We start from the raw sequence: 21,140 nt of genomic DNA, 5'->3' as shown, positions 1-21,140 counted from the left end.
ATGTCTAAATTTCCTGTATCACCCAAAAAAGAACAAGAACTTATATCTGAAATGCAAAGACTCTTAATTAAAGAATCAGATATTGAAGAAAAGTTTATCCGTTGTAGTGGACATGGAGGTCAAAAGGTAAATAAAACATCCTCTGGAGTTTTTCTACGACATATACCAACAGGGATAGAAATAAAATATACCAAAGAAAGATCCTTAGGTTTAAATAGATTCTTTGCAAGACGTTTACTTGTTGATAAAATAAAAGAAAAACTCGGAATCTCCACCCAAAAATCAAAGGAAATTGAGAAAATTAAAAAGAAAAAGCTAAGAAGTAAAAGAAGAAATAAAAAGAAGAGGGAGGAATAAACCTCCCCCTTTTTACCTTGGAATAAGTTTAGTTGCTAATTGAATTCTTATTGTAGCCCTTTCTAAGGCTGCTTGAGCCCTTGCCATATCAATATCTGTCTCGCCTGCTTGAGCTTTACGGAGTCTCTCTTCAGCTCTTGCCAATGCTGCCTTTGCTCTTTCTACATCAATTTCTTCAACTCTTTCTGCACTACCTACCAAAACCAAAACTCTGTCATTGAGAACTTCACAATATCCACGATTGATAAACAGATAATTCATTTGTCCTTCTTTTTTATAGGATAAAGAGCCAATTCTTAGAGCGGTCATAAAGGAACAATGACCAGGAAATACTCCAAAATCTCCTTCTGCACCTGTAGCATAAACTTCATCTACTTCTTCATTTATTAATTCTCCATATGGAGTTATTACTTCTAACTTCAATTTATCTGCCATTCTTCACTCCTTTAATTAAACCTGTCTTGTGTATCCCATCTTCTTCGCTTTCTCCTCAACTTCTTCAATTGGACCAACCATATAGAATGCCTGCTCTGGCAGGTCATCGTATTTTCCATCAAGGATAGCTTTAAACCCTTTTATTGTATCTTCAAGTTTAACGTATCTTCCAGGTGTTCCAGTAAAGGTTTCTGCAACATGGAATGGCTGACTTAAGAATCTTTGAAGTTTTCTTGCTCTTGCAACGGTGAGTTTGTCGTCTTCTGAAAGTTCTTCAATACCTAAGATTGCAATAATATCTTGTAATTCTTTATATCTCTGTAACACTGCCTGAACACCTCTTGCAACCTGATAGTGTTCATCTCCCACTACTCTTGGATCAAGAATTCGGCTTGTAGAGTCAAGAGGGTCAACGGCAGGATAAATTCCAAGCTCTGCAATCTGACGGGAAAGAACAACTGTACCATCAAGATGAGCAAAAACTGCTGCAACTGCAGGGTCTGTTAAGTCGTCTGCAGGAACATAAATTGCCTGCATGGATGTAATAGAACCCTTTGCAGTAGTTGTAATTCTTTCCTGTAATGCTCCCATTTCTGTTGAAAGTGTTGGCTGATAACCAACTGCAGATGGCATTCTTCCAAGAAGTGCAGAAACCTCTGAACCAGCAAGGGTGTATCTAAATATATTATCGATAAATATCAAAACATCCTGTCCCTGATCTCTGAAGTATTCAGCAACTGTGAGAGCTGTAAGTCCTACTCTTGCTCTAACACCTGGAGGCTCGTTCATCTGTCCATAAACAAGAGCAACCTGTGGTAAAACCCCTGAATGTTTCATCTCAAGATAAAGGTCATTTCCTTCACGAGTTCTTTCTCCAACACCTGCAAAAACTGAAACACCACCGTGTTTCATTGCAATATTATGAATCATCTCCATAATAACGACAGTTTTACCAACTCCAGCACCACCAAACATTCCCATTTTACCACCTCTTACGAACGGTACAAGAAGGTCAAAGACTTTAACACCTGTCTCAAACTGTTGAGTAGTTGGAGATTGTTCAGTAAATTCTGGAGCTATCCTGTGTATTGGATATTTATCCTGAGCTTGAATAGGTCCAGCCTCATCAACAGGTTCACCGATAACATTTATAATACGTCCAAGAACAGGTTTTCCAACAGGAACTGTTATAGGTGCGCCTGTATCAACAACTTTCATTCCTCTTATAAGTCCATCAGTTGATCCCATTGCTATAGTTCTTACTCTGTTTTCACCAAGATGCATAGCAACTTCCAAAACAAGATGAATTTCTGGAATACCTTTTGCTGGATCACCAGGTTCATCTATCTTTAATGCATTCAAAACCTCTGGCAACTGCCCTTCAAATTCACAGTCGACAACTGTTCCGATAACCTGTACAACTTTACCTACGTTCATAATATAAAACCTCCTTTATTCTTTATTAAAATTTTATCCTTCACTTTGTTTTAATGCTTCAACACCACCAACAATATCCATCAACTCTTTTGTAATGGATGCCTGTCTTACTTTGTTGGCTATTAGTGTTGTCTTTTTTATTAATTCATCACAGTTCTTAGTTGCATTATCCATTGCTGTCATCCTTGCTGCTTCTTCAGCTGCTTGAGATTCTAAAAGTGCCCTATAAATCTGAATTTCAATATAAATTGGCAATAACATGGCAAAAAGCTCAGGAGCTCTCGGTTCATAAGTAAATGGTATAAAAGTAGGCTGTTCTGTAGGTGTAGCATCAATTCTGCCAATAGGCAATAATCTGTTAATTACTACCCTTTGAGCTATTACTGATTTAAATTCATTAAAAATAATTACTACTTCATCAACTGCTTCAGTTACATAGGCATTTATCATCTCCTGTGCTATCATTTGAGCATGTGTATACTGAAGCCTTCCTGAAATCCCAGTCCATACATTTTTAAGCGCAAAATCTCTTCTTTTAAAGTAATCTCTTGCCTTTCTTCCAACAACTGATAATACGACATTTAATCCTTCACCTTTTAGTCTATTTATTTCTTTATGAGCAGCCCTTAAAATATTTGTGTTAAAAGCTCCACAAAGACCTTTGTCTGAGGTTATTACTAATACCTCTACTGTTTTTATTGGTCTTCTTAAAAGTATGGGGGGAACATCACCTCTTGTCTCAACAGCTCCTGATAAATCTGCAAGAACTTGTTGCATTTTTGTTGCATAGGGTCTGTATCTGAGCATGTTGTCCTGTACTTTACGGAGCTTAGCTGCTGCCACCATTTTCATGGCAGAGGTTATTTTCTTTGTACCCTGTATTGCCTTTATCTTTTTTCTTATATCTCTTAATGTCGGCATTTAACAGCTCCTAGCTTCAGTTTTTTTATTAATTAAGGCTGAAAAGTCTTCTTAAACTCTAAAATAGCATCAGTTATTTTCTGTCTGAGCGAATCATCAAGCTCTTTCTTTTCTCTAATTTCCTTTCTAAGGTCTTCTTTCTGGCTTCTTATGAAGCTTAAGAATCCCTGTTCAAAGGCTTTAATAGCAGAGACAGGTAAATCATCAAGATGTCCCTGTGTTCCTGCAAAAATTAACATAATCTGGTCTTCAACAGGCATTGGAACATACTGATCTTGTTTAAGAAGTTCAACCATTCTCTGCCCTCTTTCAAGTAATGCCCTTGTTGCTTTATCAAGATCTGCTGCAAACTGGGCAAAGGCTGCAAGTTCTCTGTACTGAGCAAGGTCTAATCTTAACATACCTGCAACCTGCTTCATTGCTTTGATCTGTGCTGCACCACCGACACGGCTAACTGAAAGACCTACATTAATTGCTGGACGGACACCAGCATAAAAGAGTTCTGGCTCTAAATATATCTGACCATCTGTAATAGAGATAACATTTGTTGGAATATATCCAGAAACGTCTCCAGCCTGTGTTTCAATAACTGGTAATGCTGTAAGAGAACCTCCGCCCTCAGCATCAGAGAGTTTTGCTGCTCTTTCAAGCAATCTTGAATGGAGATAGAAAACATCACCAGGATAAGCTTCTCTACCTGGTGGTCTTCTAAGAATCAATGAAACCTGTCTGTATGCATATGCCTGTTTTGTTAAGTCATCATAACATACTAATGCATGCATACCTTTATCTCTGAAATATTCACCCATTGCACAGCCAACATATGGTGCAATATACTGCATGGATGCTGGCTCAGATGCTGTTGCTGCAACAACTATTGTGTGATCCATTGCTCCATATTTTTTAAGAGTTTCAACAACCTGAACAACACTTTGACGTCTCTGTCCACAGGCAACATATATACATATGCAGTTTTGTCCTTTCTGGTTAATAATTGTATCAAGCAAAATAGCTGTCTTACCAGTCTGACGGTCACCAATAACAAGCTCTCTCTGTCCTCTACCTATTGGAATCATTGCATCTATTGCCTTAATACCTGTCTGGAGAGGCTCCTTAACAGGCTGTCTTTTAATAATTCCAGGTGCAATTACGTCAACTTTTCTTGAAGCTTTTGCATTAATTGGGCCTTTGCCATCAATGGGCATTCCGATGGCATTAACAACTCTTCCAATAAGCTCCTCACCAACTGGAGTTTCCATAACTCTTCCAGTTCTTTTAACAATGTCACCCTCTTTGACAAGTCTGTCATCACCAAAAAGAATAGCACCTACATTATCTTCTTCAAGGTTAAGAGCCATTCCATAAACTCCGTTTGGAAGCTCCAGCATTTCAGAAGCCATGCAGTTGTCTAATCCATAAATTCTTGCAACACCGTCACCAACAGAGGTAACAATTCCTACTTCGCTGACATCAGCCTTCTTCTCAAAGTCAGCAATCTGCTTTTTAAGATACTCACTAATTTCTTCCATCTTAAGTTCCATAGTTTCTCACCCCTTTATAAGCTTATCTCTTAAAAGACCCAACTGGCCTTTTATGCTCAAATCATACATTGTGCTTCCAATTTTAACTCTTACCCCACCTATTAATTCAGGATCAATCTCATACTGTAATTCCACATCTCTTCCTGTGATTACTTTTAAAGATTCGATAATTTTTTGCTTTATACTATCAGGTAACTCTATAGCACTTGTTACAACTCCTTTTACCTTTCTCTTAGCCTCTAAATAAAGTGCATTGATATACCTCACAATTTCCCCTAACCCAACAAGAACTCCTTCGATACTGAGAAAACTTAAAAATTTTTTCACCTCTTCAGGTAAATTCATTTTTTCACAGAGATAACTTATCACTCCAACTCTTTCCTCATCCTTAAAGGAAGGAGAAGTAAGCATGTTTCTGAATTGCTTTTCCTTCTGCATGAGAGTTGATACTGTCTCAAGTTTAACTACAATTTCTGGAACCTGGTCAAGATTCACCAGGCTTAAAAATTGTTTTGCATATTTTTTTGCCTTAGCTCCTCTAACCTTTCTCAATTTTTCCGCCCCTCTATAATTTTTATTGATTCCTGAAGGAGCTTTTCTTGCTCTTCAGGTGTTATTTTTTCTTTTAGCTTTTGCTCGCTCAATTGAATTGCTAACTCCGCAGCTTCAAGCCTCAATGCATTCTTTGCCATCTTTACCTCAAACTCTATATTAGTTTTAGCCTGTTCAAGAATTTTCTCCTTCATTCTATCGGTTTCTTGAATTATTTGTTGTTTTTCCTGTTCACCAATTTTTTTAGCTGACTCTATTATATCTTGCACATCTTTATCTTTAAGTTTTAGCTTCTCCTCAACTTCCTGTAAAGCTCTCTGAGCAAGCTCTTTTGCTTCCTGTGACTCTTTAATGCTCTTTTCAATTAGCTCTTTTCTTTGTGCAAGAAAATTTTTTATAGGTTTTCCAAGAAATTTAACAAGAATAAAAACCAATATTGCAAAATTGATTGTTTTAAATATCCAATCTTTTAAATCTCCTCCTATAGGCTCACCACCGGCAGCAGCAAAGGCATTAACAGCAGTTAATACCATAATTGATGAGGTTAAAATTATCCACTTTTTCATATCGCCTCCATCATACTTTTATCAGTTTATTGACAATCTCGTCAGATAATCTTTCAACTTCCTGTCTTAGCATCACTCTTACTCTTTCAGTTTCTGCTTTGATTTCTGCCCTTGCCTTTTCAATCATTTGAACTGCTTCTTTTTCTGCAGAGGAAATAACCTCTCTTTGGTAGGCTAATGCTTCCTCCCTAAGGGAATTAATAATTTGTTTTGCCTGTGCCTTTGCATTTGCTAAATCAGCATTCATCTGCGCAATAGCCTTTTCCTTTTTCTCATTCATGATCTGAGCTTCTTCTAGGGCACCCTTAATCATTTGTTCCCGCTGACTAAAAAGCTCAATCATTGGTTTAAAGAGAATAGCATTTAGGATAAACATTAAGACAAAAAATTGAATCATTAATACAAAAAACCAATTGTTAAACTCTAACATACCCCACCTTCTTTCTGTTAGATTTTTTGTGCTTTAAAACAACTGCATGACAAGATACCATATACAGCTTATTTTGTCAAGAAATTATCAATTTTAAATTTTTATGGTATCATTAAATTTTTCTTATAAATCTCTGTGAATCGTTGATACATCAAATAACAAGCTCTTTATGAAATCGGAAATTTCATCGGCAATTACAACTGATCGGTGTTTTCCTCCTGTGCAACCAACTGCTATTGTCAAATAGGCTCTGCCTTCCTTTTTATAGTTAGGTAAGGCAAAATTTAGAAAATTTTTAATATGTTCAAGGAATTCTTTTGTTTCTTGTTGCTTTAAAACAAAATCCCTAACTAATATATCTTTGCCAGTAAAATCCGTAAGCTCTGGAACAAAATAAGGATTTGGTAGATATCTTACATCAAATACTAAGTCTGAATTTAGGGGAATACCTTTTTTAAAACTAAAAGAAATTATTGTAATAACAGGATAAGATGTCTCTCCTTCATATATACCTCGGATAAGGGCTTTTAATTCATGTGGATTTAAATTAGTTGTATCAATTATTTTATCTGATAATTCTCTTAATGGAGAAAGCAAAATATACTCCTGCCTTATTGCCTCAATTAAATCCTTGTATTGCGAAGATAAAGGATGTGGCCTTCTTGTTTCCTTATATCTTCTAAGAATTGTTTCTTCATCAGCATGAAGAAAGAGAATTTCTGTTTTATAATTTTTTTTGATTTCTTTTATGAACTCTAAAGAACTTTCGAAAAAATTATATCCTCTGATATCAATACCAAAAGCGACCTTTTCATGATAGCCATATTCACTAATATTTTTTAAAAAATTAAAGACAAGAGGAACTGGTAAATTGTCGATACAGAAAAAACCTATGTCTTCCAAAGTTCTTAAAGTTACAGTTTTTCCTCCTCCCGAAAGCCCTGTAACAATAACTATGTTTGGACTACTAATCAAAGTAAAACCTTATCTTGCCGGTTCTATTAAACCGTAATTACCATCTTTTCTTCTATAAACTAAATTCACATCTCCTGTAAAAGAATTCAAAAAAATAAAGAAATCTTTGTCAAGAAGTTCCATTTGATCAACTGCTTCCTCTGGTGTCATGGGTCTTAAATCAAATTTTTTGAATTTTACTATCCTTTTAACTGTTTCGGCTTTTTCTTCAGAAACTGCAAGATGTTTAGTATTATCTTTCTTATTTTTATTTTGAATTTTTTCCTTATATTTAAGTACCTGTTTTTCAAGTTTTTCTACGACCTGGTCTACAGCAGAGTACAAATCTTCTGTTTTTCCCTCTGCCTGAATTAGATGTCCGTTAACTTTCAATAGAACATCTATTTTATGAGTAAACTTTTCAGTACTTATTGTAACCACTGCTTCAGATAGATCATTTAAAAATTTACTAAATTTGCTCAATCTTTTCTCAATATACTGCCTTAAGGCATCGGTAACTTCAATATTCCTTCCTTTGATATTTAACTTCATACCCGGTCCTCCTTAATATTTTTTTACCTTTCTTATTGATTTAGGTGGTATTTTAAGTTCTTCTCTATATTTTGCAACAGTTCTTCTTGCAATATCTATCCCTTGCTTTTTTAATATTTCTGATATTTCACTATCTGAAAGTGGATTTTCAGGATTTTCCTCACTAATAATTTTTTGAATTAACTCTTTTACTTTTGATGAACAAATTGCTCCCGTGCTTGAATTTAATGCATTTCCAAAGAAAAATTTAAAACTAAAAATTCCATGGTCGCAGGCAAGATACTTGTTAGAAGTAACTCTGCTTATTGTACTTTCATGTAATCCTATATCTTCCGCTATATCTCTTAAATTAAGAGGCTTTAAATGAGAGATTCCTTTGTCAAAAAATTCTCTCTGAAATTTAATAAGACTTTCTGTTACTCTGTAAATTGTTCTATTCCTTTGTTCTAAGCTTTTCAAAAGATCCACAGCATTTTTAAATTTTTCCTTAAAAAATTTTCTCTCTTCGGCAGATAACTTGTAAGACTTGACAAGTTCATTGTAAAGATTGCTTAGTCTAATTTTAGGAATGCCTTCATCATTAAGTATAATTTGATATTCATCATTAACTTTTTTAATATAAACATCTGGAACAGGTGTAAAGGAAGCTCCCTGTGCAAAATTTCTTCCCGGTCTTGGCTCAAGTTTTTCAATTATTTTTATTGCTTGAAAAATTTCATCAATTGATACATTAAATCTTTTTGCAATCTTTTCATATTTTTTTCTTTGAAGATCCTCTAAATGTTCTTCAACTATTGAATAAATGATTGTTTGTTCCAATCCTAAGTTTTTTATCTGTAATAATAAACATTCTTTTAAATCCCTTGCACCAACTCCAGGTGGGTCAAATTCCTGTACCAATGAAATTGCCTTTCTGGCAGTCTCTAAATCTGTCTCTGCAAGTTTGGCTATTTCTTCCTCAGTTGCTTTAAGATAGCCATCTTCATCAATATTCCCTATAACTATTTCTGCAACTAATCTAATCCTGTCATCAGACTTGTTTAGTCTTAACTGCCATAGTAAGTGTTCCCATAAATCTTTTGATGTGGAGTAAAAAAGTTCAAAGGAAGGTTTTTCCTCTATACCGGGGTTAAAGTAACCTAAATCTCTTCCATCATCAGCCCTTTCATTAAAATATTCATCTACAATAATATTTTCAATTTTATTAATAATGATAGGTTCATCTTCTGTTTGAGTTAATTCTGCTTCTTCTGAACTCTCTGTTTCTTCATCTAATTCAAGTAAAGGATTCTCCAGCAACTCAATTTGAAGATATTGGCTTAATTCAAGCTGAGGAAGTTGAAGTAGCTTAAGTTGCATCTGTAACTGAGGTGTTAATGCAAGCTTTTGTGTTAATCTAAGGTCTACTCTTTGCTCAAGTGCCATTATAGTTTAAAATCCTCCCCCAGATAAGCCTCTCTAACTATTTTGTCATTAATAAGTTGCTCAGGAGAACCTTCAGCAAGAAGTTCACCATTGTGAATTATAAAGGCTCTATCAGTGATAGAAAGAGTCTCTCTTACATTATGATCTGTAATTATAACACCTATACCTTTATCTTTAAGATGTTTTATTGTTTTCTTCAATTCAACTACTGCTAAAGGATCAATACCTGCAAAAGGTTCATCAAAAAGCATAAAAATAGGCTTTAAGGCAATCGCCCTTGCGATCTCTGCTCTTCTTCGTTCACCGCCTGAAAGTTTATATCCTTCTCTATCAGCAAACTCTTTTAAATTAAATTCTTTGAGAATCTCGTTCACTTCTTCGTCAATCTTAGATAATGCATCTTTATCATTTTCATACTTAATTTCAAGAACTGCTTTGATATTATCTCTTACAGTCAACTTTCTGAATATTGAAGACTCTTGAGGAAGATAACCTAATCCCAGCCTTGCTCTCTCATAAATAGGCATTGAAGAAATATCCTTACTATTAAGAAAAATTCTTCCATTGTCTGGTTTTATTATTCCTGTTATCATATAAAATGTTGTTGTCTTCCCTGCACCATTTGGACCTAATAAACCAACAACTTCTCCATTTTGTAAAGAAAAACTTATACCTCTCACTGCTTCTTTTTTACCAAAGCTTTTTTTTAGTTTTTCTATTTTTAAACTATAGCTCATTTACCTGTTTTTCTCTCTTTAAGATAGACTCTGCTTTTTTCTACCATTGCTCGCTCATCTTTCATAAAATATGTAATTTTTTCACCTGTAACTAAATTCTTTCCCTCTGTTGCCCTTGGTTCCCCTAAAAAAACAACTCTTTCCTCTGGTTCTGGGTAATATGTAGCTTTATGAGAAGTTATAACTCTATCGCCCTTTGTAAGTTTTACATTTCCTATTGCTTCAATCATTTTTATATTCCCACCCTTTTGTTCATCTTCATAATAAACTATCATTTTATTAGCATATAAAGTAACCTCGCCTCTTTTAGCTATAACATTTCCGTCAAAGGTTGCAGTCCTTGTTTTGCTGTCATTAATTAATGTTTGAGAAGTTATCACAATTGGCTGAACAATGTCCTTTTTTTCTTCTGCAGAAACATAACCAATACACAAAATAGTAAAAAACAGAATAATTAATTTACTTTTTAGGATAGACAATTGCGTTCACCCCTTTCTTTAATTCTATCAAATCAGAAGTTGCTTTACCACTGTTACCATCTATTATGAAATTTTTCCCCCGAATTTGAAGTGGCTTTTCCGAATAAAGCATGTTGTCTTTTCCGCTATAAAAGACCTCTGTAGCTATAACTTTAAAATCCTTAGATATACCTTCAACACTTTCTGTAAAAATAAAATCTCCTTTATCTGGATAGTAATATCCTTTTACAGCATTAACAGTAAAGTTTTTTTCAGGGAAATATATACTGACTTCCCTTAATTCCATCAATTTACCATCATCACTCATAAAGGTTTCCTTGGTATTAAGCATGAGCTTAACTTGATTGTCTTTCTTCTGAATATACTGAGCATCTTTAAATGTAGACCCCTCCATTGAAATTTTAACCTTTACAGAAGATTCTTTTTCCATGTTTGAAACCAACAATATTACAATAGCAGAAACTAAAATCATAGCAATAATTAGTATAACTCTCATATCTGCTTTAACTATAACATAGAATAACAGAATAAAATAACTATAGTGCTTCAACCACTTTTTTAACTATATTGGAAAAAGCCTTTGCTGGCGCACTATCGGGATAAAACAGCATAAATGGTTTACCCTCATCTCCATTTGATACAATTTGAGGGTCAATAGGAATTCTTCCTAAAAAGGGAACCTTATATTGTTCTGCAAGTTTTTCTGCTCCTCCAGTTTTGAATATTTCAACATTATTTCCGCAGTGAGGGCATATAAATCCGCTCATATTTTCAACTATTCCTAATATTGGAATTGAAGCATCCTTGCAGAATCTTAAAGTTCTTCTAACATCCGCTAATGCCACATCTTGAGGGGTAGCTACAATTATTGCTCCATCAACCTTATCTAAGATTTGAACAATTGATATAATTTCATCGCCTGTTCCTGGAGGAGAATCTATAACAAGAAAATCAAGTTCTCCCCAGCGAACATCTGTTAAAAAATTTTCAATTAATCTGTGTTTAATAGGACCTCTCCACACCACTGCTTGATCTCTTTGTTCAAGGAAAAATCCAACTGAAATTAACTTCAATGTTTCTGAATAAACCAAGGGCATAATACCTAAATCAGTTACGATTGGAGCATGTCCTTCGAGTCCAAACATATTAGGAATATTTGGACCATGAATATCAATATCTAATAATCCTACCTTATAACCCTTTACTGATAATCCTGCTGCAAGATTTGTAGAAACAGTGCTTTTACCAACTCCTCCTTTTCCTGAAAGGACTAAAAATTTTTTCTTAATTGCATTTAAATTGAACCTTAAAGCAACTTCTCTTTTTACTTGCTCTCTTTCTTCGCATTGGCAACTTTTTCTCTCCTCTGTCAATTTCATACACCTCCTTGAGACTTATTATTTTTAATATAACCCATAAAACAACATTAAATTCAAATTAAATCAAGCACAGCTAAAAAATTAAAAATTTTTGACTTAAAATACGATTTTAGTATAAACTTTTAAATGCATTTCTTCATTAAAATATTTTTATGCTTAATTTTTATTCTTGTATTATCTCCGAAATCTTTTGCATCTGAGATATTTCTTCCAATAAAAACGGAAATACTCTCCTATTTCCCCGAGGTTAAAGGAAAAGTAACAAAAATTGAAAAAGATTATATAATTATTGATAAAGGTAGAAAGGAATTAATAAAACCAGGACAAAGAATAATTCTTTTTGAAGAAACTGTTCCTTTAATTCATCCTGTTACAAGACAGGTTATTGGCAAGTCAGAAAAAATAGTCGGTACTGCAGAAGTTTTAACAGCTGAAGAAAACTCTGCAAAAGCTCTTGTAATTGAAAAAAATATTGATTTTGAAAGTAAAGAATTTCTTCTATTCAAGATACCTAAATCAAAAATAAGAATCTTATATGCTCAAGGGAATACTGAGTGGGCCGTTGGAGAAGGCTACTACAGAGATCTTAAAAGCACTGAAAGATTCGAAATAATCGATGCTCCTATAAATCTAACTGAACCAGAGAAACTTCTAAAAGATGCAAAAAATGTTGATCTTTTGCTTATACTCAATCAGTCCAAACAAGATGGAAATTTAAAACTATCTCAAGAACTCTACTGGGTTAAAGATAAAAAACTTTTTTCTCGCTCAGAAATTGAGATTCCCTCTGTTGCTCTTAGTGAACTAAGAAAAAAATATGCTTCATTAATAGTCCCTGAGGGACACACCCTTCTTTCTTATAGACTTTCAAGAAGCATTAATAGAATTGCCACGGGCAATTTTGATGGAATAAGCCAAAATCAGATTTTAATTGCCTCTGACAGTGAAATAAGTCTTTATCTTATAAATGTAGACATGAAGCTTAAAAGTAATTATATATTACCTATTAGTGGTGATATTCTCTGGTTTGATACAGGAGATATTGACAGAGATGGAAAAGATGAAATTATAACAACCATAAAAAAAGATGATCGAGTAATTTCATTGATAATCAAATGGATGGAAGACAGATTTTATGAAATTGCAAGACTTAATGATTTGTTCTTAAGAATCTATAATGGAAAATTAATTGCTCAAACCTATTCCCCTTCTTTTGGCTTTGAAGGAAAAATTTTTTATATAACTCCACAAAAAACAACCTATCAAACTGCTGAATTTTTAAATCTTCCTGTTAAAGCTAACATCTATGATTTTTATCTTTTAGGAGATATCATATTTAAATGGGAAGATGATGGTTCCCTTGCTGTGTATAATAGCAAAGGAATTCCTCTTTGGCGTTCACAGGAATCATTAGGATACGGGCTACAATATGAAAAACAAACGGGAATTTCAATGTTAAGTCTTGGAAAGTGGAAAGTTCAAAGTAGAATAAAACCTTTAAGTAATGGCGTAATTGTTATAGAAAAAAAACCTTTATTAGGGCTTGTTAATCTATCCACTTTTGGGTACAGAAGTTCAAAACTTCAACTTCTTCAATGGACAGGAATAGGTGTTGAGGAAACCGCTATTACAGAGGAAATGTCAGGAGAAATACTTGATTACGCAGTTTCCTCAGATAAACTATTTGTTCTTGTGAAACCTCCTTTTGGTTTCAATCCAAGAAGACTTCTTCAAGGAGAAAGTCCTTTCGAAACAATTCTTCATATCCTTTCCTTTAAATATTAAAAATGGGCAGATTTATAAAACATGTTGGAATAATAATGGATGGGAACGGAAGATGGGCACAAATGAGAGGACTACCTCGTTATGAAGGGCATAAAAGAGGTGTAGAAAAAGTAAAGGAAATTATACAAGCTGCAAAAAGATTGAATATTAATGTGGTTACATTTTACGCCTTTTCAATAGAAAACTGGCAAAGACCTAAAAAAGAAGTAGAGATAATTATGGAGTTACTGCAAAATCATTTAAAAAAGGAAACTCCAAGATTTATCTCTGAAGGAATTAGATTCAAAATGATAGGTAATCGAAAGATGATACCTCAACAAATTCTTAAAATAATTGAAGAAACAGAAAAAGCAACAGAGAATTGCTCTGAACTTACTGCTCATTTTGCAATAAGCTATAGTGGCAGAGATGAAATCTTAAGAGCAATAGAAAAAATCATAAAAAATAAAATAAAACCTGATGAACTTAATGAAAATATTTTTACATCAATGCTTGATACTGCAGGCACTCCTGATCCTGATCTTATAATAAGAACATCAGGAGAACAAAGATTAAGTAATTTTTTAATATGGCAGTCAGCCTATTCGGAATTTTATTTTACACAAACTCTTTGGCCTGATTTCACTGAAGAAGAGTTTATAGAGGCTATTTTTGATTTTCAGAAAAGACAAAGGAGATTTGGCAAAATAAGTGAGTTTACAGGGGCATAAAAAAAGAATTATCGTTGCTTTAATTGCCTTACCTCTATTAATTTTTATAATTGTGAAATTACCTCCTTACTTCTTTTTAGGACTACTTACCTTAATATGTGCAATAGGCATGTGGGAATTTTTAAAAATATATAAAACCCCTAATTTCTTAATATTCACTGGAGTTTTATTCTCTGTAATCCTTTTTTTGCTTAACTGTTTTTATTATAAGTTTGCCCTGCATTATTATGGATTAGCCTTTGTAGCAATAACAACGCTTCGCTTAATTTTTAAAAAGGACCCCAAGAATTCTCTCTATGAAATATCACCTGTTTTAATAGGAATTCTTTATATTCCTGCTTTACTTTCCTTTCACTGGTTTTTACGAATTGATGGATGGCAATGGATTATATATCTTTATGCTGTTGTATGGATAGCAGACTCCTTTGCCTATTATATTGGAAAAGGATTTGGCAATCGTAAACTTTATCCAGAAGTAAGTCCTAAAAAAACTTGGGCAGGTGCTTATGGTTCAGTTATTGGTGGAACATTAGCATCTCTAATCTCAGGTTATTTTTTGTTATCTATACCATTCTATAAACTTGTTATAACAGGGTTATTAATTGGTATCATTTCAATATTTGGAGACCTTGTAGAATCAATGTTTAAAAGGGATGCAGGAGTAAAAGATTCAAGCTTACTGTTTCCAGAACATGGTGGATTGCTTGATAAAATAGATAGTATGCTTTTCGGAGGAATTCTCCTTTATTTTTCTATGAAGTTTATGTAGGAGGAAATATTGAAAAAAGTTGTAATATTAGGTAGTACAGGTTCTATTGGAAAAAGTGCTCTTGATGTAATCAGACAGTTTCCTGAAAAATTTGAAGTCTTAGGAATTGCAGCAAAAAGTAGCATCAACATTCTTAAAGAGCAAATTAAGGAATTTAAACCTAAATATGTGGCAGTCTATGATGAAAAAGCCTGTGAACAATTAAATAAAGAAATAAAATCAGTAGAAATACTTAGAGGGATAAAAGGAATTTGTGAAATTGCAAAACTTAAAGAAGCCAATATTATTCTTTCAGCCATTGTTGGTGCTGCAGGGCTTCTTCCTACTTATGAAGCTATAAAGGCTGGAAAAACTATAGCACTTGCAAATAAGGAAAGTCTTGTTATGGCTGGAAATTTATTAATGAAAGAAGCTGAAAAAAGCGGAGCTAAAATAATTCCTGTAGATAGTGAACATAGTGCTGTTTTCCAGTGCATAAATGGATGTAACAAACCTTATATAAAACAAATCTGGCTAACAGCCTCTGGAGGACCCTTTAGAGGCAAAAAAATACATGAGATAGAAAATGTAACTCCTCAGCAAGCTCTAAATCATCCTAAATGGAAAATGGGGAAAAGAATTACTATAGATTCAGCAACACTTATGAATAAAGGATTTGAAGTGATTGAAGCTCATTACCTTTTTAACATGCCTGTGGAAAAAATAGGAGTATTAATTCATCCACAAAGCATAGTCCACTGCCTCGTTGAATTTATTGATGGAACCTATCTTGCTCAGATGAGCAATCCTGATATGAAAGCACCCATTGCACTGGCACTTTCACTTCCTGAGAGACTCTCAAATGTAATTCCATCAATAGATTGGAACATACTAAGAGAACTCAATTTTGAACCTCCAGATTTTAATGTTTTTCCATGCCTTGCCCTTGCTTACGAGGCAGCAAAGCTTGGAGGAAGTATGCCAACTGTTTTGAATGCCGTTGATGAAATAGCTGTTGAAGCTTTTATTTCAGGAAAGTTAAAATTTAATGATATATACAGAGTGATTAAAAAAGTTATGGATACCCATAGGGTTTTTTATCCTAACAGTATAGAAGAAATTTTTGAAGCTGACAGCTGGGCAAGAAAAAAAGCATTGGAGGAAATAAAAAAATGAGCCTTATTTACGCGGTCATTCTCTTTGGTTTTTTAATATTTATTCATGAACTTGGTCATTTCTTGGCTGCAAAACTAAGTGGAGTAAGAGTTCTTAAATTCTCGATTGGTTTCGGACCTAAAGTAATCGGGAAAAGAATCGGAGAAACAGAATATCTTATAAGTGCTATTCCTCTTGGTGGATATGTAAAAATGTATGGAGAGGAAGTTGGAGATGAAATAATTGATGAAAAGAAATCTTTTAAACATCAACCAGTTTATAAAAAGATTTTTATTGTTCTTGCTGGTCCTCTTTTTAATATATTCAGTGCTGTTCTTCTTTTCTGGATTATATTTGTAAGCGGAGTACCTGTCCTTAAACCAGTAATTGGTGAAGTTATGGAAGGCTCCCCTGCTTATTCTGCAGGACTAAAAAGCGGAGATACAATATTAGAAATAGAAGGACAAAAAATTACAAATTGGTTTGATATGGCTCAGTTTATTCAACAGAATCCCAACAGAGATCTAATCTTTAGAATTCAACGAAATAACGAGATTTTTCAGCTTCAAATAACTCCTCAAGCAAAGGAATCTAAAAATCTTTTTGGAGAAAAGATAGTTGTTGGACAAATCGGAATAAAACCTGATGAAGGAGCAGTTTTTATAAAAAAGGAAGAACCTGTCTCTGCTTTAAATAAATCTATTCAAAAATGTTACGAGATTGTTGAACTTACCTATCTTACCATTGTAAAAATATTTCAAAGAGTTGTCTCAACAGAAGTCATAGGAGGGCCTATCCTCATATTTCAAGCTGCGAGTAAAACAGCTGAGCAAGGGGCAATAAGTTTCTTAAGCTTTGCTGCGATAATAAGTATAAATCTTGGAATTCTTAATCTTTTACCAATTCCTATTTTGGATGGTGGTCATATTTTGTTCTTCTTAATTGAAGCAATAAGGAGAAAACCATTAAGTGAAAAATTCATTTTAGTTTCTCAAAAAATTGGAATAGTCTTTCTTGTAGCATTAATGATGCTTGCCTTTTATAATGACATTTTAAGACTTCTAAATCCAGGAAGGATGCCTTAATGAAAAGAGTCTCTTCTGCTGGAGGAGTTGTTTATAAATTTGAAAATACTGATTTAAAAATACTTCTTATTTCTACGAAGGATAGTAAAGTATGGGCTTTACCAAAGGGATTGATAGAAAAAGGAGAAGAACCCAAGGAAACAGCACTAAGAGAGATAAAAGAAGAAACAGGTATAGAGGGTAAAATAATTGATGAAATTGGAGAAACCTCTTACTGGTTTGTTTTAAACGGAGAAAAATATTTTAAAACCGTAAAATATTTTCTTGTTGAATACACTAATGGACAAATAGTTCCTCAATGGGAAATTGACTCTGCAGAATGGTTTAGCCCTGAGGAGGCTATACAAAAAATAACCTATTCAACAGACAAAGAAATCTTAAAGAAAGCTTTAGAGAAAATTTATGCCCAAAATTTTAAATCCTGAAGAACTCAAAAAAGAAATAGATAAATTAAAAAAGGAAGGGAAAAAAATTGTTTTCACAAATGGATGCTTTGATATAATCCATGTAGGACATATAAGCTATTTAAAAGAAGCAAAAAAGCTTGGTGATATTTTAATAGTTGCCATAAACTCTGATATTTCAGTAAAAAAAATAAAACCCCTAAGACCAATTAATCCAGAACATGAAAGGGCAGAAGTGCTTTCCGCCCTGGAAGTAGTCAATTTTGTAACATTTTTTGATGAAGAAACACCGTATAATTTGATTAAATATCTTCAACCTGATGTTATTGTTAAAGGAGGAGACTGGAAGGTTAATGAAATTGTAGGAGCAGATCTTGTAAAAGAAGTCTATAGCCTTCCATACATGGATGGAATTTCAACAACTGAAATAATAAATAGAATAATAAAGAAATATACCAAATCCAATACAAGCTTTATCCATCAGTCGTCAGCCTCTTTAATTGAAAAAGCAAAAAAAATAAAATTTCTCATTCTTGATGTCGATGGAGTATTAACATCTGGTGACATTATTCTTGATGATGAAGAAAACGAACTCAAAATTTTTAATGTAAAAGACGGACATGGACTTGTAATGCTTCATAAAATAGGAATCAATATTGCTGTGATTACTGGAAGACAATCAAAGGCACTTCAAAGAAGGATGAAAGAACTCGGAATTACAGAGGTTCATCAAGGAATAAGGGAAAAATTGAGAGTTTTTAATGGAATAGTTGAAAAATATAATTTAAAAAAAGATGAAATTGCTGCAATGGGTGACGATATTATTGACTTATCAATTCTTAGCAGAGTTGGATTATCCTTTGCTCCAGCAGATGCCCACGAAGAAGTAAAAAAAAGGGTTGACTACATAACTGAAAATAAAGCTGGACAGGGAGCTGTAAGAGAGATCTGTGATATAATTTTAAAGGCAAAAGAACTCTGGTACAAATTTATAGATGAATATACGAACTTTTAATCTTCCTACAACATTAACAATTTTAAGAATATTTATTATTCCAATTTTTATAATAGAAGCACCTACAAATCCTCAATTTGGGGCATTCTTGTTCTTAATTGCCTCTGTAACAGATTTTCTTGATGGTTATTTAGCAAGGAAATTTAAACAAATAACAAAGTTAGGTATTATTTTAGACCCCATAGCAGATAAACTTCTTGTGATTTCTGCCCTTATAATTCTCGTTGATTTAGCAAGAGTTCCTGCTTGGATAGCAACAGTTATAATTTTAAGAGAATTTATCATTACAACCTTACGTTTTTATGCCTTATCGCATGGAGTTGTTATTCCTGCTGAAACAGCTGGTAAAGCAAAAACAGTCATCCAGATGATATCAATTCTACTTCTGCTTGTTGCAGAAGAAATATATGGGGTTGATCTATACGATTTAGGACTTCTTTTAATATACATTGCAACTTTTGTAGCTTTATTTTCTGGTTTTCAATATATCTTTCATTTTTGGAGGAACATAAAATGAGTTTTCTTTTTTGCCTTTTTGCCTTTTTCTTTGGCTCTATTCCCTGGGGATACCTTATTGGTAAAGCAAAGGGCATTGATCTAAAAAAAGTTGGCAGTGGAAATATTGGTGCAACCAATGTAATGAGAATTATTGGTAGAAAAGAAGCTTTAATTACTTTAATACTTGATATATTAAAGGGATTCGTTCCTGTTTTAATTGTAAAAATATCGCCATACAGTGAAAATTTAATTTTAATTGGTGTAGTTGGATTACTTGCCATACTTGGACATTGTTTTACACCTTTTCTTAAATTTAAGGGAGGCAAAGGAGTAGCAACATCTTTAGGAGTTCTCTTAGCCTCTATGCCCTTAGTTGGCTTTATTACTGTACTTATCTGGATAGTCACTGTCAAAATCAGTAAAATTTCCTCTTTAGGAGCGCTCTTATCATTTGCTTTACTTCCATTAAATGTTATAATTTTAGGATATCCGAAAGAGTTTTTAATTTTTACATGGCTCTTTACAATTATTATTTATTTAAGACATATTTCAAATATAAAAAGATTAATTAAAGGTACAGAACCAAAGATTGGAGAAACCAAATGAAAAAGGCTGTAGTACTTCTAAGTGGAGGCATTGATTCTTCAACTACTCTTGCATTAGCAAAAAATGAAGGATTTGAATGTTATGCTATATCTTTTGATTATAAACAAAGGCATTCAATTGAGCTTGAATTTGCTAAAAAAGTCGCAAAACATGTTGGAGTAAAAGAACATTTAATAGTTTCCTTTGATTTAAGAAAAATTGGGGGTTCTGCATTAACATCAAAAATTGAAATACCTAAAGATACTCAAGAAGGAATTCCTGTTACCTATGTTCCAGCTCGTAATACTATATTTCTAAGTTTTGCTCTTGCTTGGGCAGAAGTACTACAAACACCATACATTTTTATTGGAGCTAATGTTGTTGATTATTCAGGATATCCAGACTGTAGACCTGAGTATCTTTCAGCCTTTGAATATATGGCAAACCTTGCAACCAAAGCCTCGGTAGAAGGTACTATAAAATTTAAAATTCAAGCACCTCTTCTTTATTTAACAAAGACAGAAATAATAAAAAAGGGAATTGAACTCGGACTTGACTACTCTCTTACTTGGAGTTGCTATTATCCACAAGGTGAGCCACCAAAACCATGTCTTAAATGTCCAAGTTGTATATATAGATTAAAAGGCTTTGAAGAAGCTGGGATAAAAGATCCTTTACTAAAATGATTACACTTAAACTTCATACTAATGTAATAAAAAAAATTGTTTTAAGTGCAATTAAAGCAAACAAAGGTCAATACAATTACGAAGAATTGGTCATAGATGGCTTAAAAATTCTTAATATGATGAGAGATGTAGGCTGTAAAATTACAATTAAAGGCACAGAAAACCTTAAAAATTTAAAGCCTCCTTGCGTTTTTATCGCAAATCATATGAGCACCCTTGAAACCCTTGTTCTTCCTGGAGTAATTGGCAGAGAGTTCAGAGTAACCTTTGTAGTAAAAAAATCTCTTCTACACTATCCCTTTTTTGGGAAAGTTTTGTCTGCTTTAAATCCAATTCCAGTTACAAGAAAAAATCCAAAGGAAGATTACAAAATCGTCATGAATGAGGGACTAAAGAGACTTAAAGAAGGAATCTCAGTAATAGTTTTTCCTCAGGCAACCAGGGAAGTTGTATTTGATCCAACAAAATTTAATACCCTCGGAATAAAACTTGCCAAAAAAGCTCAGGTTCCCGCTATTCCTGTAGCCTTAAGAACAGATGCCTGGGGTATTGGCAAAATTTTTAAAGATTTCGGTAAAATTGACCCATCAAAACCTATATGTTTCTTTATTGGAACGCCTCTTTATATTGAAAATAAAGGACTTAAAGAGCATCTTCAGATTATTCAATTTATCGAAAACTCTCTTAAAAAATGTTATAATTAA

General features: G+C 33.4%; 26 protein-coding genes. 12 read left to right on the top strand and 14 right to left on the bottom strand.

All coding sequences use genetic code 11. The annotated features are described in order from the left end of the window. Complete coding sequence (locus QI155_RS05650) at positions 1-357, top strand: peptide chain release factor-like protein (protein ID WP_068858667.1); 357 nt, start codon at positions 1-3, stop codon at positions 355-357. A 12-nt stretch (positions 358-369) separates the two neighbouring features. Here QI155_RS05650 and QI155_RS05645 read toward each other — a convergent pair whose 3' ends face one another. From QI155_RS05645 to QI155_RS05580, 14 genes are all read right to left on the bottom strand, one after another. Then, a complete protein-coding gene (locus QI155_RS05645; protein WP_281321253.1) occupies positions 370-792 on the bottom strand; it encodes a F0F1 ATP synthase subunit epsilon in 423 nt (140 codons plus the stop codon). A gap of 15 nt (positions 793-807) precedes the next feature. Continuing rightward, positions 808-2,229 carry a F0F1 ATP synthase subunit beta gene (atpD, locus tag QI155_RS05640; RefSeq protein ID WP_068858671.1) on the bottom strand — a complete coding sequence of 474 codons (1,422 nt, stop codon included), beginning with the start codon at positions 2,227-2,229 and terminating at the stop codon, positions 808-810. 33 nt (positions 2,230-2,262) lie between these two features. Then, positions 2,263-3,150 carry an ATP synthase F1 subunit gamma gene (gene atpG / locus QI155_RS05635; RefSeq protein WP_068858673.1) on the bottom strand — a complete coding sequence of 296 codons (888 nt, stop codon included), beginning with the start codon at positions 3,148-3,150 and terminating at the stop codon, positions 2,263-2,265. Between the two features lie 32 nt (positions 3,151-3,182). Then, entirely contained in the window at positions 3,183-4,691 is a 1,509-nt protein-coding gene (gene atpA, locus QI155_RS05630; RefSeq protein WP_068858675.1) for a F0F1 ATP synthase subunit alpha, read from the bottom strand. A 6-nt stretch (positions 4,692-4,697) separates the two neighbouring features. After that, positions 4,698-5,243: an ATP synthase F1 subunit delta gene (atpH, locus tag QI155_RS05625; RefSeq protein ID WP_068858677.1), complete on the bottom strand. Its 546-nt coding sequence runs from the start codon at positions 5,241-5,243 to the stop codon at positions 4,698-4,700. Further along, positions 5,240-5,809, bottom strand: coding sequence for a F0F1 ATP synthase subunit B (gene atpF, locus QI155_RS05620; RefSeq protein ID WP_068858679.1), 570 nt, complete (start codon positions 5,807-5,809; stop codon positions 5,240-5,242). Before atpF (QI155_RS05620) ends, atpH begins: the two co-directional genes overlap by 4 nt. A gap of 10 nt (positions 5,810-5,819) precedes the next feature. Continuing rightward, the gene (atpF, locus tag QI155_RS05615) at positions 5,820-6,239 is read right to left on the bottom strand and encodes a F0F1 ATP synthase subunit B (protein WP_068858681.1); all 420 of its coding nucleotides are present in this window, start codon (positions 6,237-6,239) and stop codon (positions 5,820-5,822) included. Between the two features lie 123 nt (positions 6,240-6,362). Next, positions 6,363-7,214, bottom strand: a complete 852-nt coding sequence (gene rapZ, locus QI155_RS05610) for an RNase adapter RapZ (protein WP_143600622.1) — start codon at positions 7,212-7,214, stop codon at positions 6,363-6,365. A 9-nt stretch (positions 7,215-7,223) separates the two neighbouring features. Beyond that, entirely contained in the window at positions 7,224-7,745 is a 522-nt protein-coding gene (gene raiA / locus QI155_RS05605) for a ribosome-associated translation inhibitor RaiA (protein WP_068858683.1), read from the bottom strand. A 12-nt stretch (positions 7,746-7,757) separates the two neighbouring features. Then, positions 7,758-9,170 carry an RNA polymerase factor sigma-54 gene (gene rpoN, locus QI155_RS05600; protein ID WP_068858685.1) on the bottom strand — a complete coding sequence of 471 codons (1,413 nt, stop codon included), beginning with the start codon at positions 9,168-9,170 and terminating at the stop codon, positions 7,758-7,760. Continuing rightward, the gene (gene lptB / locus QI155_RS05595) at positions 9,170-9,907 is read right to left on the bottom strand and encodes an LPS export ABC transporter ATP-binding protein (RefSeq protein WP_068858687.1); all 738 of its coding nucleotides are present in this window, start codon (positions 9,905-9,907) and stop codon (positions 9,170-9,172) included. The genes rpoN and lptB overlap by 1 nt, the downstream gene beginning before the upstream one ends. After that, complete coding sequence (gene lptA / locus QI155_RS05590) at positions 9,904-10,386, bottom strand: lipopolysaccharide transport periplasmic protein LptA (protein ID WP_068858689.1); 483 nt, start codon at positions 10,384-10,386, stop codon at positions 9,904-9,906. The genes lptB and lptA overlap by 4 nt, the downstream gene beginning before the upstream one ends. After that, complete coding sequence (lptC, locus tag QI155_RS05585; protein ID WP_068858697.1) at positions 10,367-10,882, bottom strand: LPS export ABC transporter periplasmic protein LptC; 516 nt, start codon at positions 10,880-10,882, stop codon at positions 10,367-10,369. The genes lptA and lptC overlap by 20 nt, the downstream gene beginning before the upstream one ends. 40 nt (positions 10,883-10,922) lie before the next feature. Next, the gene (locus QI155_RS05580; protein ID WP_068858699.1) at positions 10,923-11,765 is read right to left on the bottom strand and encodes an Mrp/NBP35 family ATP-binding protein; all 843 of its coding nucleotides are present in this window, start codon (positions 11,763-11,765) and stop codon (positions 10,923-10,925) included. 126 nt (positions 11,766-11,891) lie between these two features. Here QI155_RS05580 and QI155_RS05575 point away from each other — a divergent pair, with 126 nt between their 5' ends. Genes QI155_RS05575 through QI155_RS05525 form a run of 11 tightly spaced genes read left to right on the top strand, consistent with a single transcriptional unit; the run spans position 11,892 to position 21,140 of the window. Further along, complete coding sequence (locus QI155_RS05575) at positions 11,892-13,550, top strand: VCBS repeat-containing protein (RefSeq protein ID WP_068858701.1); 1,659 nt, start codon at positions 11,892-11,894, stop codon at positions 13,548-13,550. Positions 13,551-13,552: 2 nt separating this feature from the next. Further along, entirely contained in the window at positions 13,553-14,260 is a 708-nt protein-coding gene (locus tag QI155_RS05570; protein ID WP_068858703.1) for an isoprenyl transferase, read from the top strand. Further along, positions 14,241-15,029 carry a phosphatidate cytidylyltransferase gene (locus QI155_RS05565; RefSeq protein ID WP_068858705.1) on the top strand — a complete coding sequence of 263 codons (789 nt, stop codon included), beginning with the start codon at positions 14,241-14,243 and terminating at the stop codon, positions 15,027-15,029. The genes QI155_RS05570 and QI155_RS05565 overlap by 20 nt, the downstream gene beginning before the upstream one ends. Before the next feature lie 9 nt (positions 15,030-15,038). Next, positions 15,039-16,184 carry a 1-deoxy-D-xylulose-5-phosphate reductoisomerase gene (locus QI155_RS05560; protein WP_068858707.1) on the top strand — a complete coding sequence of 382 codons (1,146 nt, stop codon included), beginning with the start codon at positions 15,039-15,041 and terminating at the stop codon, positions 16,182-16,184. Further along, positions 16,181-17,248 (top strand): RIP metalloprotease RseP, encoded by a 1,068-nt coding sequence (gene rseP, locus QI155_RS05555; protein ID WP_068858709.1) that lies wholly within the window; start codon positions 16,181-16,183, stop codon positions 17,246-17,248. The genes QI155_RS05560 and rseP overlap by 4 nt, the downstream gene beginning before the upstream one ends. Next, on the top strand, positions 17,248-17,673 hold the full coding sequence (locus tag QI155_RS05550; RefSeq protein ID WP_068858711.1) for an NUDIX hydrolase: 426 nt from the start codon (positions 17,248-17,250) through the stop codon (positions 17,671-17,673). The genes rseP and QI155_RS05550 overlap by 1 nt, the downstream gene beginning before the upstream one ends. Continuing rightward, positions 17,651-18,667 carry a D-glycero-beta-D-manno-heptose 1-phosphate adenylyltransferase gene (gene rfaE2 / locus QI155_RS05545; protein ID WP_143600624.1) on the top strand — a complete coding sequence of 339 codons (1,017 nt, stop codon included), beginning with the start codon at positions 17,651-17,653 and terminating at the stop codon, positions 18,665-18,667. The genes QI155_RS05550 and rfaE2 overlap by 23 nt, the downstream gene beginning before the upstream one ends. Continuing rightward, positions 18,648-19,184 (top strand): CDP-diacylglycerol--glycerol-3-phosphate 3-phosphatidyltransferase, encoded by a 537-nt coding sequence (pgsA, locus tag QI155_RS05540; protein ID WP_068858713.1) that lies wholly within the window; start codon positions 18,648-18,650, stop codon positions 19,182-19,184. The genes rfaE2 and pgsA overlap by 20 nt, the downstream gene beginning before the upstream one ends. Further along, the gene (gene plsY, locus QI155_RS05535; protein ID WP_068858715.1) at positions 19,181-19,771 is read left to right on the top strand and encodes a glycerol-3-phosphate 1-O-acyltransferase PlsY; all 591 of its coding nucleotides are present in this window, start codon (positions 19,181-19,183) and stop codon (positions 19,769-19,771) included. The genes pgsA and plsY overlap by 4 nt, the downstream gene beginning before the upstream one ends. Continuing rightward, positions 19,768-20,436 (top strand): 7-cyano-7-deazaguanine synthase QueC, encoded by a 669-nt coding sequence (gene queC, locus QI155_RS05530; RefSeq protein WP_068858717.1) that lies wholly within the window; start codon positions 19,768-19,770, stop codon positions 20,434-20,436. Before plsY ends, queC begins: the two co-directional genes overlap by 4 nt. Then, positions 20,433-21,140: a lysophospholipid acyltransferase family protein gene (locus QI155_RS05525; protein WP_068858718.1), complete on the top strand. Its 708-nt coding sequence runs from the start codon at positions 20,433-20,435 to the stop codon at positions 21,138-21,140. The genes queC and QI155_RS05525 overlap by 4 nt, the downstream gene beginning before the upstream one ends.

Origin of the sequence: Thermodesulfovibrio sp. 1176 (genome assembly GCF_029946585.1) — a bacterium.
Taxonomy (GTDB): domain Bacteria; phylum Nitrospirota; class Thermodesulfovibrionia; order Thermodesulfovibrionales; family Thermodesulfovibrionaceae; genus Thermodesulfovibrio.
This window is presented reverse-complemented; position numbering and strand designations above follow the sequence as displayed.